At 73.1% G+C, this 15,301-nt stretch carries 16 protein-coding genes and 1 riboswitch; of the genes, 7 read left to right on the forward strand and 9 right to left on the reverse strand.

From position 1 onward, the window contains the following. Positions 1-108: 108 nt before the first annotated feature. The 3 genes from ACFC79_RS14130 to ACFC79_RS14140 form a co-directional block, all read right to left on the reverse strand. Positions 109-501, reverse strand: coding sequence for a DUF3040 domain-containing protein (locus ACFC79_RS14130; protein WP_376239438.1), 393 nt, complete (start codon positions 499-501; stop codon positions 109-111). Positions 502-821: 320 nt separating this feature from the next. Further along, positions 822-1,580, reverse strand: coding sequence for a class I SAM-dependent methyltransferase (locus ACFC79_RS14135; RefSeq protein ID WP_376239441.1), 759 nt, complete (start codon positions 1,578-1,580; stop codon positions 822-824). Between the two features lie 102 nt (positions 1,581-1,682). Beyond that, on the reverse strand, positions 1,683-2,210 hold the full coding sequence (locus tag ACFC79_RS14140; RefSeq protein ID WP_376239443.1) for an SAV_6107 family HEPN domain-containing protein: 528 nt from the start codon (positions 2,208-2,210) through the stop codon (positions 1,683-1,685). A 168-nt stretch (positions 2,211-2,378) separates the two neighbouring features. Here ACFC79_RS14140 and ACFC79_RS14145 point away from each other — a divergent pair, with 168 nt between their 5' ends. The 5 genes from ACFC79_RS14145 (at position 2,379) to ACFC79_RS14165 (ending at position 8,434) form a co-directional block, all read left to right on the forward strand. Next, the gene (locus ACFC79_RS14145) at positions 2,379-3,167 is read left to right on the forward strand and encodes an ATP-binding cassette domain-containing protein (RefSeq protein WP_376239445.1); all 789 of its coding nucleotides are present in this window, start codon (positions 2,379-2,381) and stop codon (positions 3,165-3,167) included. Continuing rightward, positions 3,139-5,226, forward strand: a complete 2,088-nt coding sequence (locus ACFC79_RS14150) for a YhgE/Pip family protein (protein ID WP_376239448.1) — start codon at positions 3,139-3,141, stop codon at positions 5,224-5,226. The genes ACFC79_RS14145 and ACFC79_RS14150 overlap by 29 nt, the downstream gene beginning before the upstream one ends. 29 nt (positions 5,227-5,255) lie before the next feature. Continuing rightward, complete coding sequence (locus ACFC79_RS14155; protein ID WP_376239450.1) at positions 5,256-5,867, forward strand: TetR/AcrR family transcriptional regulator; 612 nt, start codon at positions 5,256-5,258, stop codon at positions 5,865-5,867. 357 nt (positions 5,868-6,224) lie between these two features. Continuing rightward, positions 6,225-6,830, forward strand: a complete 606-nt coding sequence (locus ACFC79_RS14160) for a DUF4126 domain-containing protein (protein ID WP_376239451.1) — start codon at positions 6,225-6,227, stop codon at positions 6,828-6,830. A 74-nt stretch (positions 6,831-6,904) separates the two neighbouring features. Then, a complete protein-coding gene (locus tag ACFC79_RS14165; RefSeq protein ID WP_376239454.1) occupies positions 6,905-8,434 on the forward strand; it encodes a phytoene desaturase family protein in 1,530 nt (509 codons plus the stop codon). A gap of 109 nt (positions 8,435-8,543) precedes the next feature. Here the strand turns inward: ACFC79_RS14165 and ACFC79_RS14170 are convergent, their stop codons facing one another. From ACFC79_RS14170 to ACFC79_RS14195, 6 genes are all read right to left on the reverse strand, one after another. Next, positions 8,544-9,503 carry a hypothetical protein gene (locus ACFC79_RS14170; protein ID WP_376239456.1) on the reverse strand — a complete coding sequence of 320 codons (960 nt, stop codon included), beginning with the start codon at positions 9,501-9,503 and terminating at the stop codon, positions 8,544-8,546. Between the two features lie 50 nt (positions 9,504-9,553). Then, positions 9,554-10,471: a methylenetetrahydrofolate reductase [NAD(P)H] gene (gene metF, locus ACFC79_RS14175; RefSeq protein ID WP_376239458.1), complete on the reverse strand. Its 918-nt coding sequence runs from the start codon at positions 10,469-10,471 to the stop codon at positions 9,554-9,556. A gap of 110 nt (positions 10,472-10,581) precedes the next feature. Continuing rightward, positions 10,582-11,235, reverse strand: a complete 654-nt coding sequence (thiE, locus tag ACFC79_RS14180; RefSeq protein ID WP_376239459.1) for a thiamine phosphate synthase — start codon at positions 11,233-11,235, stop codon at positions 10,582-10,584. 382 nt (positions 11,236-11,617) lie between these two features. Continuing rightward, positions 11,618-11,983 (reverse strand): Rv2175c family DNA-binding protein, encoded by a 366-nt coding sequence (locus ACFC79_RS14185; RefSeq protein WP_376239461.1) that lies wholly within the window; start codon positions 11,981-11,983, stop codon positions 11,618-11,620. A gap of 70 nt (positions 11,984-12,053) precedes the next feature. Continuing rightward, on the reverse strand, positions 12,054-13,316 hold the full coding sequence (locus ACFC79_RS14190; RefSeq protein WP_376239463.1) for an NAD(P)/FAD-dependent oxidoreductase: 1,263 nt from the start codon (positions 13,314-13,316) through the stop codon (positions 12,054-12,056). Between the two features lie 28 nt (positions 13,317-13,344). Then, positions 13,345-13,689: a hypothetical protein gene (locus tag ACFC79_RS14195; protein ID WP_376239466.1), complete on the reverse strand. Its 345-nt coding sequence runs from the start codon at positions 13,687-13,689 to the stop codon at positions 13,345-13,347. Positions 13,690-13,752: 63 nt separating this feature from the next. Then, a riboswitch (TPP riboswitch) is annotated at positions 13,753-13,866 on the forward strand. Here ACFC79_RS14195 and thiO point away from each other — a divergent pair. Next, entirely contained in the window at positions 13,864-15,048 is a 1,185-nt protein-coding gene (gene thiO / locus ACFC79_RS14200) for a glycine oxidase ThiO (RefSeq protein ID WP_376239469.1), read from the forward strand. It overlaps the preceding riboswitch by 3 nt. Continuing rightward, entirely contained in the window at positions 15,045-15,296 is a 252-nt protein-coding gene (thiS, locus tag ACFC79_RS14205; RefSeq protein WP_376239471.1) for a sulfur carrier protein ThiS, read from the forward strand. The genes thiO and thiS overlap by 4 nt, the downstream gene beginning before the upstream one ends. Positions 15,297-15,301: the final 5 nt, after the last annotated feature.

Below are 15,301 nucleotides of genomic sequence, written 5' to 3' on the forward strand. Positions count from 1 at the left end.
CCGCCCGCCCTGCGGTGGCGGGCCGCCCCCCCCCCCCGCCCCCCAAACGTGTCGCCGGGGCGGGCCGCCCCCCCCCCCCCCCCGCCCCTGTTCACACGTGTCCGGGCTCTATCGCCCCTGCTCGTCGCGGCGACGCTGCCATCGCTGCTCGATCCGGTTCATCACCGATCGGCGCTGCCTGGGCCGACGGCCGGCACCGCTGCCTCCGGCTGCCTGCTGCTCCCCCGGTTTGGGCGCCTTGCGCCAACCGGTGACCGCGAGGACCGCGCAGCCCAGCATGACAAGAAATCCCACCACGCCGATCCAGATCTGCTGAGCGACCATTCCGGCCATGAGGAGCGCGATACCCACAAGGAAGCCTGCGACCGCCTGGTAGACCCGTCGTCGGGTATACGTACGCAGCCCGCTTCCCTCGAGCGCTGTCGCGAACTTGGGATCTTCGGCGTACAGCGCTCGCTCCATCTGCTCGAGCATTCGCTGCTCGTGCTCCGAGAGCGGCACGGAGTCCTCCTCGTCGTCGGCCGCGGGGGGCGGCCGGTCTGCGGCCCTTCCAGGATAGGCAGGGAATCGCCCCCATGAAACCCGCCCTCATTGCCACACAGCCAGTCCGGGCCGCCACGATGGATCAGCTATTGAGGCCTTGATTCCCCAACCTCCGATCCGTCATGCCGGATGCTGTCCCCCGATCATACGGGGCGGGGACCCCGATCGGGGGTCTCGGGGCGTACTCCGTCTGCGGCTGCGTACCTGATCAACCGCACTGCGGCCGGTCCGGCACCGGTCCGGCCGTGTCGCCGACGTCCCTCGGCCCCGGCCCCCGCTCAGACCCGCTTCGTGCCCAGGACGTGCAGCTGTGTCGCCACCGAGTGGAACGCGGGCAGCTCGGCCGCCGCCGCCTCCAGCTTGAGCAGGGCCTCCATGGCGCCGGGCTCGGTGTCCACCAGGACGCCGGGCACCAGGTCGGCGAAGACCCGGACGCCGTGCACGGCGCCGACCTCGACGTTCGCCGCGGAGACCAGTTCGGTGAGCTGGTCCGCGGTGTAGCGCCGGGGCACGGGGTCCCCCTCGCCCCAGCGGCCCGCCGGGTCGTCGAGAGCCTGCCTCGCCTCGGTGAAGTGACCGGCGAGGGCCCGGGCCAGGACGGCACCGCCGAGCCCGGCCGCGAGCAGGCTGAGCGCACCGGAGGGGCGGAGTGCCTCGACGGCGTTGCGCACGCCCTCGGCCGGCTCGTCCACGTACTCCAGGACTCCGTGGCACAGGACCGCGTCGTAGCCGCCGCGCTCGACCACCTCGAACAGGCCGTGGATGTCGCCCTGCACCCCCCGGACACGGTCGGCGACCCCGGCCTCGGCGGCACGGCGCTCCAGCGCGAAGAGCGCGTTGGGGCTGGGGTCGACGACCGTGACGCGGTGGCCGAGACGGGCGACCGGCACCGCGAAGTTTCCGGTGCCGCCGCCGGTGTCCAGCACGTCCAGGACGTCCCTGCCGGTCGCCTCGACCCTGTCGTCGAGGGCACCCTTCAGGACCTCCCAGACCACGGCGGTACGGAGGGACGCGCGGGGGCGCAGCTGGTCCGACACGACAGTTGACTCCTCGGCACGGTGCCGCCGGTGACGGCGGAGCGTGAACAGTGCAGGTGGTACAGGTGCTTCCCACCCTATTGCCTCGCACCGCCGTCGCCGTCATCCCACCTCGGGCCGGTCCCTCCGGGGCTGCGGGAGGACCGGTTGGAGCACCAGCATCCGCTCGACCAGACGCAGGAACATCGCGGCGTCGCGCAGCAGGTCGTCGGCGTCCCGGGTACCGGCCGCGCCCGGTATTCCGGCTTCCGCGCGGGCTCTGCGAGCGGCGCCGGAAGCGAACAGGGCACTCCATTCGGTCAGCTCGGGCGCGATTTCGGGGAGCACCTCCCAGGCACTGCGGATCCGCTCACGGCGGCGCCCCGGGATCTCGGGGCGGGCCCGCGCGGCGAGCACCGCGGCGGCGGTGCGCAGTGCGGCGAGGTGGGCGGTGGCATAGCGCTCGTTCGGCACGTCGAGGCCGGCGGCCTCGTCGAGACCGGCGCGGGCCAGGGCGAGCAGGTCGAGGGCGGCCCGGGGCGCCGCGGTGCGGCGCGGAACGGGGTGGACATCGTGGGCCGGACCGGTCAGCGAGGGGGCAGGGCCGTCTGCGCGGCGCCGCGGTGCGGCTGCTGCGGACGAATGGGCCATGACGAAACCTCCTGTCTCGTGTGGCGACTCCGTTGCCGTACGTGTCCATCGTGGCGGCCCCCACTGACAATCGCCTCGATCGCACCTTCGACCTGCACCTTTGCCTCGATCCCGGGTTCGGGTTAATCTTTTTGAACTGACCGGTCAGTTCAAAACGAGGGGGAGTCTGTGGACAGCCCGCACGGGGCAGCCGTCGCAGCCCGGGGCTTCGGCCTGAAGGGGCCTCGCGGCTGGGCCTTCCGGGGCGTGGACATCGAGGCCGCGCCCGGATCTCTGGTGGCGATCGAGGGCCCGTCCGGCTCCGGTCGCACCTGCCTGCTGCTCGCGCTCACCGGCCGGATGCGCGCCACCGAGGGCCGCGCGGCGGTCGGCGGACTGCGCCTGCCGCGCAAGATGGCCGCCGTCCGCCGCCTCAGCGCGCTGGGCCAGGTGGCCGGGGTCAACGAGCTGGACCCGGCCTTCACCGTCGCCGAGCACCTGCGCGAGCGCGCCCTGTTGCAGCGCCGCTTCGACGGATCGTTCCGCGCCCTGCTCCGCCCGCGCGCCGAGCGCCTCGCCGCCGCCCGGGCACGGATCGACGCAGCGCTGGACGCCGCCGGTCTCGACACCGCCGCCCTGCCCAAGGGCGAACGGACCTCCGTGCGGGACCTCGAACGGCTGGAGGCGCTGCGGCTGTCCCTCGCCCTCGCGCTGATCGGCCGGCCCCGGCTGCTCGCGGTGGACGACACCGACCTCAAGCTCTCCGACACCGAGCGCACCCAGGCCTGGGAGCTGCTGCGCTCGCTCGCCGACGGCGGCATCACGGTGCTCGCCGTGTGCAGCCAGGCGCCCGAGGGCGCCGTCATCGTACGTACCGGGACCACGGTCGCGCCGACGGACGCGCGGACCACCGCGGCCGGGCGGACCACGACCGAGGAAGGACCGGCCGATGCGTCTGCCGAAACTGGCCGCGCTTGAGCTGAAGCGTTTCGGCAGGGGGAAGCTGCCGGTCGCCGCGCTGATCGCGCTCCTGCTGCTGCCCCTGCTCTACGGCGCCCTGTACCTGTGCTCCTTCTGGGACCCGTACGGACGCCTCGACAAGATCCCGGTCGCCCTGGTCAACGACGACAGGGGCGCCACCGTCGACGGCAAGCGGATCAGCGCCGGCGACGAGATCACCGGCAAGCTCCTCGACTCCAAGACCTTCGAGTGGCACGAGGTCGATTCCGCCGAGGCGCACCGGGGCGTGGAGAACGGCACGTACTACCTCTCCCTCACCATGCCGTCGGACTTCAGCAAGCAAATCGCTTCCAGCTCGGGCGACTCCCCCGAGACCGGCGCGCTCCAGGTGCGGACCAACGACGCCAACAACTACATCGTCGGGCAGATCTCCCGGTCGGTGTTCTCCGAGGTGCGCACGGCCGCGTCGACCAACGCGTCGCGCGGGTTCTTCGACCGGATCTTCATCAACTTCTCCGACCTGCACGACGCGACGGCGAAGGCGGCCAAGGGCGCCGACGACCTCAAGGGCGGCATCGGCAAGGCGAAGAAGGGGTCGAAGGACCTCGCCGACGGGCTGAAGAACGCCAAGAACGGCAGCAGCAACCTCGCCGACGGGATCGTCAGGCTGAACAAGGGCGCGGGCGACCTCGAATCCGGCTCCCGGCAGGTCGCGGACGGCACCCAGGCGCTTGCCGACAAGGTCAACGGGGTGGCGACCGACCTGCGTCCGTTCCTCAAGGACAACGGCAAGTCGATCGGCGACACCGCCCGGCTGGTCTCCGGCAACGCGCAGACCGTGCGGGACAACCTCGACCGGCTGGTGAAGACGGCGCCCACCGCGGCCACCGCCGCCCGCACCGCCTCCGACGACCTCGCCGAGGTCTACCGCACCACGTGCACCGAGCAGTCGCCCGCGGACCCCACCACCTGCCCGCCGCTCGCCCGCGCGAAGACCGCGGCGGCCGATGTCGCGAAGGTCGCCGACGACGTGAACGTGCTGGTCACGAACCAGCACGGCGTCCTGAAGAAGCTGCGCACCCAGCTCACGACGCTGCAGCAGCAGGCCGACGACCTTGCCGACAGCGCCCCGCAGCTCGACAAGGACCTGAAGTCCGCCGTGGCCAAGGTCAACGCGCTCAACACCGGTGCCCACAAGGTCGCCAAGGGCGCGAACGAACTGCACGCCGGCCTGACCACGGCCAGGACCGGCTCCGCCGACCTGAACACGGGCGTCAGCAACCTCAGGAAGGGCGCCGTCAACCTGGACAGCGGCCTGATCCGGCTCGGCGACGGCTCCACGACCCTCGCCCAGGGACTCAACGACGGCGTCGGCAAGATCCCCGACTACGACGAGAAGGACCGCGACGCGCGCACCGAGGTCATGGCGGACCCCGTGCGGCTCGCCTCCTCGTCGCTGCACGCCGCCCCCAATTACGGCACCGGCTTCGCCCCCTACTTCATCCCGCTCTCCCTCTGGGTCGGCGCGATGGTGGCGTACATGCTGATCCAGCCGCTCAACCGACGGGCGCTCGCCGTCGGGGCCTCCGCCCTGCGGATCGCCTTCGCGGGCTGGCTTCCGGTGGCAGCGATCGGGCTGCTCCAGGTGGGTGCCCTGATGGCCGTACTGCACTGGGGACTCGGGCTGGAGATGGCCAGGACGGCCGGGACGCTCGGCTTCCTCGCGCTGGTGACCTGCTGCTTCGCCGCGATCGTGCAGTGGCTCAACGCCCGGTTCGGCGCCGCGGGCCGCATCCTCGTGCTGGCCGTGCTGATGCTCCAGCTGACCTCGGCCGGGGGCACCTACCCGGTCCAGACCAGCCCCGGATTCTTCAACGCGATCCACCCGTACCTGCCGATGAGCTACATCGTCGACGGCCTGCGCCGACTGATCACCGGCGGCGACCTCGGCCCGGTCTGGCAGGGCTCCGCGGTACTGCTGGCCTTCACGGCGGGCTCGCTCGCCCTGACCGCCGTCGCCGCACGCCGCAAGCAGGTGTGGACCCTGAACCGGCTGCACCCGGATCTGAGCCTGTGAGCACGGTGGAACCTGTGAGAATCAGCGGCATGGAAAGCAGTAGCGGCACGCGCCGCCAGGCCACCCGGCAGAAGCTCTACGAAGCAGCCGTGACCCTCATCGCCGAGAAGGGCTTCTCGGCGACGACGGTGGACGAGATCGCCGAGCGCGCCGGGGTCGCCAAGGGCACGGTCTACTACAACTTCAAGAGCAAGACCGAACTCTTCGAGGAACTCCTGCGGCACGGCGTCGGGCTGCTCACGGAGTCACTGCGCTCCGCGGCCGAGGGGACCGGGGAACACGGCGGCACCAAGGTCGAGGCCCTGGACGCGATGATCAGGGCGGGTCTGGTCTTCATCGACCGCTACCCGGCCTTCACCCAGCTGTACGTCGCGGAGCTGTGGCGCACCAACCGGGCCTGGCAGTCGACCCTGCTGGTGGTGCGTCAGGAGGCCGTCACGGTGGTCGAGGACGTGCTGCACGAGGGCGTGGAGTGCGGCGAGCTCAGCGAGGAGATCGACACCCAGCTGACGGCCGCCGCCCTGGTCGGCATGGTGCTGGTGGCGGCCCTGGACTGGCAGGCGTTCCAGCCGGAACGGTCGATCGACGACGTGCACTCCGCGCTGTCGCTGCTGCTGCACGGGCGGGTCGGCGGGCGCTGAGCCGCCCGTGCGGCAAAAAGCCGGACGCCGGTCCGGCAGGGCTCGGTCCCCCGAGCCCGCGCCGTACCGGCGTCCGAAACGCTGCCGGAGAGCCTTTCCTCCGTGACCGCGTCGTCCCCCGTGGTCCCCGGGCTCTCCGTCGTGCTCCCCCCGTTCCGGAGAGGAGTGCCGCGCCCGTTCCGCCGCCCCGTGTCGGCGGTGCCGGGGGCCGCGCCCCTGTCCGTGCGTCCCACTCTCCCGTCCGGGCCGGTGGCAACCCATCCGCGTACCTACTCATCTCACCGTCTAGGTACGGATACTCAGGGCCGCGCACGGCCCCCTCCCGGGATCGCGGCCCGGCTGGTTACGATCGCGTCCGTGTCCGTACTCCCCCTGGTGTTCACGAGCGGCTGGGCGAGCGGGGTCAACGCCTACGCGGTGGTCCTGCTGCTCGGCATATTCGGCGCGACCGGTCTCTCCGACGAGGTACCGGCGTCGCTGCAACGCACCGACGTCCTCGTCGTGGCCGGTGTGCTGTTCCTGTGCGAGGTGGTGGCGGACAAGATCCCGTACGTGGACACGGTGTGGGACTCCGTGCACACCGTGGTCAGGCCGGTCGCCGGTGCGGTCGTGGCGGCCCTGCTGGCCGGCGACGACGGTTCGCTGCCCCAGGTCGCGGCCGGCGCCATCGGCGGCTCCACCGCGCTGGTCAGCCATCTGGTGAAGGCCGGCACCAGAATGGCGGTCAACACCTCTCCCGAGCCGTTCAGCAACATCGCCGTGAGCATCGCCGAGGACCTGGGCGTCGCCGGGATCATCACCTTCGCGATATTCCACCCGGTGATCGCGGCGGTCATCGCCGGGACGGCGCTGCTGACCGGCATCGTGATCGTGCTCTTCCTCGTCTCCCGGATCCGCCGCTTCCTGCGGCGCCGGGCCCGGCGCCGCGAGGAGAAACGCCTGGCCCAGGCCGCCTCGCCGTGACCCCGGGTCCGCCGCGGCCCGCTTGATCCCGACCGCCGGGCCGCCTGTCCGAGGCGGCCGTTAAGGTCACTGACATGGCACGTATTGCGGTGATCGGCGCCGGGATGGGCGCGATGGCGGCGGCTTCCCGGCTCGCCGTGGCAGGCCACCGGGTGACGGTGTACGAGCGGTCCGAGACCTTCGGCGGCTCGGTCGGCCGCTACGCCCACGAGGGTTTCGCCTTCGACACGGGGCCCGCGCTGCTGCACCTGCCCGCGGTCTACCGCGACCTGTTCGTGAAGACGGGCAAGGAGCCGCTGGAGCGGTGCGTCGCCCTGACCCAGGTCGATCCGGCGAGCCGTCATGTCTTCGCGGACGGCACCGCCCTCTCGTTGCCCAACGCCTCACGGGCCGGGGTGGTCGCCGCCCTGGACGCCGCGCTGGGCGGCGGCGCGGGGGCGGCCTGGGGCGAGTTCCTCGACCGGGCGCGGGACGCCTGGGACCGGTCGAGACGCCCGCTCCTGGAGGAGCCGTTGCGCGCCGACTGGCAGGTGCTCGGCCGCGACCCGTATCCCTCGCTGCGGCGGCGCCGACTGCTGCGTGCGGCCCGGGAGGCGGGCACGGTGGCCCAGATCGGCGCCTGGGAGCTGCCCGATCCGCGGCTGGCCGCCCTGCTCGACGGCTACGCGCTGTCCTACGGGCTCGACCCCCGGCGCGCACCGGCCTCGGCCGCACTGCTGCCCTACCTGGAGGAGACCTTCGGCAGCTGGTACGTCGGCGGCGGGATCCGGGCCCTGGCGCAGGCGGTGCACGAGCGCTGCCTGGCCCGGCGGGTGGAGTTCGTGCTGGGCGGCGAGGTGGTCCGCGTGGTCGAGAAGGACGGCCGGGCGGCGGGCGTCGAGCTGGCGGACGGGACGGTCGCCGAGGCCGATCACGTGGTGCTGGGGATCCGGCCGCGGCCCGGTCTGGTGCCCGGTCGGGAGCTGTGGCGCGACGGTGATGTGACGGTGCAGCCGAGACCCGCGCAGGACCGGGGGCAGACGGCGGTGCCGGGCCGGTTCGTCGTCATGCTGGCGCTGCGCGGCGCCCGGTCCGCGGATGCCGTGCACCGGGTCGTGGTGCACCCGGCGGACGGCGGGGCGGAGCAGGAGGCGGTGTTCTCCGGGAGGGTCGCCGAGCACCCCACGGTGACGGTGCTGCGCCCGGACGACCCGTCGACCCGCCCCGACGACGCGCACGAGGCGGTGACGCTGACGGCGACGGTCGCCCCGCACGGAGCGGTCGACTGGACGGACACGGCGCGGCGCACGCGCTTCGCCGACGCCCTGATCGACGCGGCGGCGGCGGTCGTGCCCGATGTCCGGGAGCGGCTGCTGCACACCGCGGTGCGTACCCCGGCCGAGACGGCGGCCGACACCGGTGCCGAGGGCGGTTCGGTGCCCGCGCCCGCGCTGGCCGGGGCCGGCGGTGCGTATCTGCATCCGGGCAACCGCACCCGGCTGCCGGGACTGCACGCCGTGGGCGGCTGGTCGCATCCGGGGGGCGGGCTCGCCCATGCGGGGATGTCGGGGGCGCTGGTGGCGGGGCTGATCGTGGAGGGGGACGGATTCCGGGGCTCGCAGTGATCCCCGGAGCCGCGTGCCGGACCCGCGGCCGGCGGCTCCGCACGTCGGGGCGGCGGCGGGCGCAGGCATCGTCGGCCGGACCGGTCGTCCGCGGCCGTGCCGCCGTCGGTCAGTGGTACGGCTGTTCGTCGTAGCCGCTGCCGTTGTTGTAGGCGTTCGGGAACGGGGCGGGCCGTACGGGCTGCTCCGGGGGCGCGGGCGGGTACTGCTCCCCCTCGCGCTGCTGCGGCACCCAGACACCGCCGGGCGGGGTCTCGTGGTACGGCTGCTGGGCGTACGGGTCGGCGGGGGCGTACTGCTGGCCGCCGAAGGCGTCGTAGCCGTTTCCGTAGCCGTCGTACGGGGCGGCGGCGCCCGCGGGGCCGGTCCCGATGTAGGGGTCGGAGTAGGCGGCGTACTGCTGCCCGTCGGTGCCGTAGTCGTACGGGCCGGCGAAGGAGTTCCGGCCGACCGGGGAGTCGCCCGGCGAGCCCTGGCCGGTGGCGAACGCGTCGGGGCCGCCGAACGGGCCGTGGTCCTGCGCCGGGTAGCCCGCCGGGCCGGTGTGGGCGTCGTACGCGGCGTACTGGGGCTGACCGTGCGCCCCGTCGCCGCCCTCGGCCACCCGCTGATGAGCGGAGTAGACGCCGTACTGGCCGGTGTCGTCGGGAAGCGGCTCCGGTTCGTAGACCGAGGCCGCCGACGGCTCGGGCCTCACCTGCTCCGGACCCTGCTGCCCGTCGTGTTCCGTCTCCGGCTCCGAGACCTGGGGCGTCGGCGCCTTCCTGCGGCCGTCCCGGCCGCTCCCGCCGCGACGACGGCGGCTCGCACCCGGGCTGCCCCCTATGGCCCAGCCGGTGGAGAAGCCTCGCCGGAAGGACAGCGTGACGTAGGTCTGGCCGGTCGCGAAGGCGATGGCGCCGACGACGATCACGAACACGGACGGCATCAGCACGCCGACGACCACGCAGAGGAATCCCGCGAAGGCCAGCAGACGCCAGCGCAGGCGCGCCTTGTACTGCAGAAGCACCTCGCCGAGCAGCCACAGCGCGACGATTCCGAACGCGATGTAGAGGACCGTCCAGCCCATGCCCGCCCCCTCCTACGGCCACCGCCCCGGGTCGTGGCGGGTACGGCCGGTCACAACTGCTTGTGCAGTCCGAGATTCTCGTAGATTTCGAGCGTCGCCGTCGAGTTGTTGAGCGTGATGAAGTGCAGTCCGGGCACACCCTCGGACAGCAGCCTCGCGCAGAACCGCGTGGCGAAGTCGATACCAATGGAGCGTACAGCGGCGGGATCGTCCCCGACGGCGAGGATGCGTTCCCTCAGGGAGGACGGGAAAGAGGCATTGCTGAGTTGCGCGAACCGGTCGAGTTGTTTGACGCTCGTCAGCGGCATGACCTCGGGAATGATCGGGGTGTCGCACCCCGCGGCGGCCACCCGGTCACGCATCCGCACGTAGTCGTCCGGATCGAAGAACATCTGGGTGATGGCGTAGTCGGCACCGGCACGGCACTTGTCCACGAAGTGCCGGATGTCGGTTTCCCAGTCGGCCGAACGCGGGTGCATCTCGGGAAATGCCGCGACGCCGACGCAGAAGTCCCCGGATTCCTTGATCAGCCGGACGAGGTCCGCCGCGTATCGCACGCCCTGCGGATGCTCGACCCATTCGCCCATCGGGTCGCCGGGCGGGTCACCGCGCACGGCGAGAATGTTCCGGATCCCGGCGTCGGCGTACTGCCCGATCATGTTGCGCAGTTCGGCGACGGAGTGGTTGACCGCCGTGAGGTGCGCGACCGGGGTGAGCGTGGAGTCGGCGGCGATCTGCTGGGTGGCCCGCACCGTCCCGGCCCGGGTGGAGCCGCCCGCCCCGTATGTCACGGAGACGAAGCTCGGCCGTACCGCCTCGACGCGGCGCAGCGCGTTCCAGAGGTTGCGCTCGCCCTTCTCGGTCTTGGGCGCCCAGAACTCGAAGGAGTACGAGGTCTTGCCGGTCGCGAGGAGATCACGCACCGTGCGCGCGTGATCCGTCCTGGTGGAAGGTGTCCCAAGGGCCATACGGGCAGGTTAACCAGAGCACAGGGAGCATAGGACCAGACCAGCACCAATTGCCCGGAATGACCGCTTGTTTGTCCATAGCGTGTCCACACTTCGGACATCTGGCCGGATCAGGCCCCTGCACGCGCCCGGATCCTCCCGGCGAGATCGGCCGCTGCGGCGGCGGGGTCGTCGGCCTCGGTGACGGCCCGTACGACGACGACGCGGCGCGCACCGGCGTCCAGCACCTCGTCGAGATTGTCCGCGTCGATCCCGCCGATGGCGAACCAGGGGCGCCGGGTGCCGAGCGAGGCGGCGTACCGCACCAGGTCCAGCCCGGGGGCGGGCCGGCCGGGCTTGGTCGGGGTGGGCCAGCACGGACCGGTGCAGAAGTAGTCCGTGCCGGGCTCGGCGACGGCGGCGTCCACCTCGGAAACGGCATGGGTGGAGCGGCCGATCAGCACGTCGTCCCCGACGATGGCGCGGGCGGCGGGAACCGGCAGGTCGCCCTGGCCCAGGTGGAGCACGTCGGAGCCGATGGCGTGGGCGACGTCCGCCCGGTCGTTCACCGCGAGGAGCTTGCCGTGGCGTCGGCAGGCGTCGGCGAGGACGGCGAGGTGCTCCAGCTCCTCGGCGGCCTCCATGCCCTTGTCGCGCAGCTGGACGATGTCCACCCCGGCGGCGAGGACGGCGTCGAGGAACGCGGGGAGGTCGCCCTGGCGCCTGCGGGCGTCCGTGCACAGGTAGAGCCGGGCGTCGGACAACTGCGCGCGAGGCGTGGACATGGTGCGTCTCCCCCTGGTGGAGCGTGTGCGGAGCGGTGGTTCGGAACGGTGGTTCGGAGCGGTGGTTCAAAACGGTGTCGGAGCCCGGCGGGCGATCTCTTGACCGGAAACCGGAACCCGGGAGACCGGAACCGGAGGACCGGACCCGGCGTGGTGTGTGCGGTTCCCGGGCGCCGCGGCGCTTGGGACGGGCCAACGACGGCCCGGACGGGGCACCCCTGCCCGTCGAGAGCGTGGGGACGGGACCGCTCGGCCGTTTCGGCGGCGCCGGAAGCGTGCGCCCCGGGGCGCGGCCGCCCGATCAAGGCTCGCCCGACGCCCCGGGGAACAACAGGCACTCAGGTGCGGGCCGTGCGGCCCGCACCTGATCCGCGCTCGCCCGTCAGACGGCGAGCGCCTGGGCGCGGCGCTTCACCTCCGTGCCACGGTTCTCGCTCAGCGCCTGGGCGGGGGTGCCGGGCAGGGTCGGGTCGGCGGTGAAGAGCCATTCCAGCATCTCTTCATCGGTGAAGCCGTCGTCCCGCAGGAGGGTCAGGGTGCCGGAGAGGCCCTTGACCACCTTGTCACCGGCGATGAAGGCCGCCGGCACCTGGAGAGCCCGGTTCTCACCACGGCGTACGGCGATCAGCTGGCCCTCCTTGACCAGCTGCCGCACACGGGTCACCTCGACACCGAGCATCTCGGCGATGTCGGGGAGGTGGAGCCAGGCGGGGACGAGAGCATCAATTTTTGCGTCAATCTCGGTCACGGGGACAAGCGTGCCATCCCGGACCGACAGTCGGTAGCCGGGCCGACCGTACGGGGCGCCGGGTAGGCCATCAGAGGGTCGACGACTTCAGGGGCACGGCAGGGTCGCCGGCGCGTGCCGGATCGAGCCGCGCGCCCGCCTCGATGAGTCTGCGCCCCTGCGCCAGGTCCCGGGGACGGCCGACGGCGAGGACCGCGACCAGGACGCCGTCGCGCAGCCAGCACACCGACCAGGAGGGCGTGGCGGGGTCGCCGCGCCACAGCAGGGTGTCGGCGTCGGTGTGGTGGCCCGCGTACTGCACGAACCGGTCGAACTGCTCGGACCAGAAGTACGGGACGGGGTCGTAGGCCGGCGGCGCCGGGACGTCCCCGGCCGCCTCCCCGACCGCCGCGATGATGTTGGCGGCGGCAGTGCGCGGGCCCTGGAGGGCGTTGTCCCAGTGGTGGACGAGCAGGCGCTCGCCGTACCGGGCGGACGGGAACGAGGCGCAGTCGCCGACCGCGTACACGTCGGGCAGCGAGGTGCGCAGCGCGGCGTCGGCGGTCACCGATCCGTCGGGACCGACGTCGATGCCGGAGCCGGCCAGCCAGCCGGTCGCGGGCCGGGCTCCGATGCCGACGACGACTGCTCCGGCCGGGATCCCGCGGCCGTCGGCGAGGACCACCCTGCCCGGTTCGACGCGGTCGACCCGGGCGCCGGTGAGGAGTTCGGCGCCGCTCTCGGCGTACCAGGCGGTCATCGGGGCGGCGACCTCGGCGGGCACCACTCCGGCGAGCGGCCGGTCGGCGGCCTCCACGACGGTGACCGCGCAACCGGCGGCGCGGGCCGCGGTGGCGAACTCTGCACCGATCCAGCCCGCACCGACCACCACGACGTCGTGCTGCTCCGCCAGGACCGGGCGCAGCCGCGCCGCGTCGTCGAGGGTGCGCAGCAGGTGGACGCCGGGCACGCCCTCGGCGCCGGGCAGGACCATCGGTTCGGCGCCGGTGGCGATCACCAGGACGTCGTAGCGGACGGAGCCGGACGCGGTGTCCAGTTCGTGCGCGGCGGACCGCAGGCCGGTGACTTCGAGGCCGAGGCGCAACTCGATGTCCAGCGCCTCGAAGTCGATGTCGAAGGCGGAGTCCTCGGCCTTGCCGAGCAGGACCGCCTTGGACAGCGGAGGCCGGTCGTAGGGCTGGTGCGGCTCGGCCCCGATCAGGACGACCGGGCCGGTGAAGCCCTGCTCCCGCAGCGCCACCGCCGTCTGCACCCCGGCCATGCCCGCGCCGACGACGACCACCCGGCGCTCCGTCGGCGGATCCGTCCGCTCTGACTTCTGCTGCTCGCTCACGCGTACACCTTAAACACCTGACGATTCGTCAAGAAAGGGGGAGCTCCTCCACGGTACTGGTGCCGCTGCCTTCCCGGGACTCCCACTCCCACCGCTCCTCCAGCCTCACCCGGCCGTCCGGGAGGTCGACGACGGTGGCGACGCAGTGGCCGGACGACGTCGTTCCGTCCTGCGTGAGCTGGACGTACCTGAAGTCGAGCGTGTCGCCGACGCGGGTGCCGACGAGGTGGCCGCCGACCACGTCGCCGCCCGCGTACTCGGCCCAGATCCGGCCGTCCCGCTCGTGGTAGGCGAAGCGGGTCAGGGTGCCGACCTGGCCGGCTGCCCCGTCGGCGACCGGTGCGAGGACGAGTCCGTCGAGCGAACGGGCCATGGTGACTGCTCCCTTGCTGGGTCCGGTCCGGGGTCCGGGGGCCGGGGTTTAGGGTGGCCACGGTAAGACACTCGCGGGAGCCCGGACGCAGCGGGCTGAGAGGGAGGCTGGGGCGGCCTCCGACCGTACGAACCTGATCCGGGTCATGCCGGCGAAGGGAGGGGCTGGACGCCCATGCGTTCTTCTCACCACGGGGACGGGTACGACGTCCTGGTCGTCGGGGGCGGGATCATCGGCCTGGTCACCGCCTGGCGGACCGCGCAGCGCGGGCTGCGCGTCGCGGTCGTCGACCCCGAGCCCGGCGGCGGGGCCGCCCGGGTGGCGGCCGGGATGCTGGCCGCCGTCACCGAACTCCACTACGGCGAAGAGCTGCTGCTGGGCCTCAACCTCGCCTCGGCCGCCCGCTATCCGGACTTCGTGGCGGAGCTGGAGGAGGCGAGCGGCCGGGAGACCGGCTTTCGCACCTGCGGCACGCTCGCCGTCGCGCTGGACTCCGACGACCGCGCCCATCTGCGGGACCTGCACGCCCTGCAGCAGCGCTCGGGGCTGGAATCGCAATGGCTGACGGGCCGCGAGTGCCGCCGTCTGGAACCGATGCTCGCCCCGGGCGTCCGCGGCGGGCTGCGGGTGGACGGCGACCACCAGATCGATCCGCGCCGGCTCGCCGCCGCGCTGCTGACCGCCTGCGAGCGGGCCGGAGTGGTCCTCCACCGCGAGCGGGCCGAGCGCCTCGCGGTGGTGCACGGCCGGGCCGCGGGTGTGGTGCTCGCCGGGGGCGCGGACCTCGCCGCCGACCAGGTGGTGCTCGCCGCGGGGAGTCTCAGCGGCCGGCTCGCGGGGCTGCCGGACGGGCTCGCGCCGCCGGTCCGGCCGGTGAAGGGGCAGGTGCTGCGGCTTGCCGTGCCCGCCCCGTACGCGCCCTTCCTCGGCCGGACGGTGCGGGCCGTGGTCCGGGGCGGGCACGTCTACCTCGTCCCGCGCGAGAACGGCGAGCTGGTCCTCGGCGCCACCAGCGAGGAGATGGGCTGGGACACCACCGTCACCGCCGGTGGCGTCTACGAGCTGCTGCGGGACGCCCACGAGCTGGTGCCCGGCATCACCGAGCTGCCGCTCACGGAGGTCCGGGCCGGCCTGCGCCCCGGTTCCCCCGACAACGCACCGCTGCTCGGCCCCACCGCGTTGCCCGGCCTCCACCTCGCGACCGGCCACCACCGCAACGGGGTGCTGCTCACCCCCGTCACGGGTGACGCCATGGCGGCGCTGCTGGCCGACGGCGAGCTGCCCGAGGAGGCCCGCCCCTTCACCCCGCACCGTTTCCCGTCCGCCGCCGACTCCGCACGTCAGGAGCAGCCCGCATGACCGAGCCCACCCGTGCCCCCGCACCGCCCGCCGCCGGACCCGCGCCGCTCTCCGTGGCGGTGAACGGCGAGGTCCGGCCGCTCGCCGCGGGCACCACCCTGGACGTCCTCGTCGCGACCCTGTCCTCCGCGCCCTCCGGCGTCGCCGCCGCCGTCAACGAGGCGGTGGTGCCGCGCGGGCAGTGGCCCGCCACCGCGCTCCGCGACGGCGACCGGGTCGAGATCCTCACCGCCGTCCAGGGAGGCTGACCGAC

Origin of the sequence: Streptomyces sp. NPDC056061 (assembly GCF_042266885.1) — a bacterium.
Taxonomy (GTDB): Bacteria; Actinomycetota; Actinomycetes; order Streptomycetales; family Streptomycetaceae; genus Streptomyces.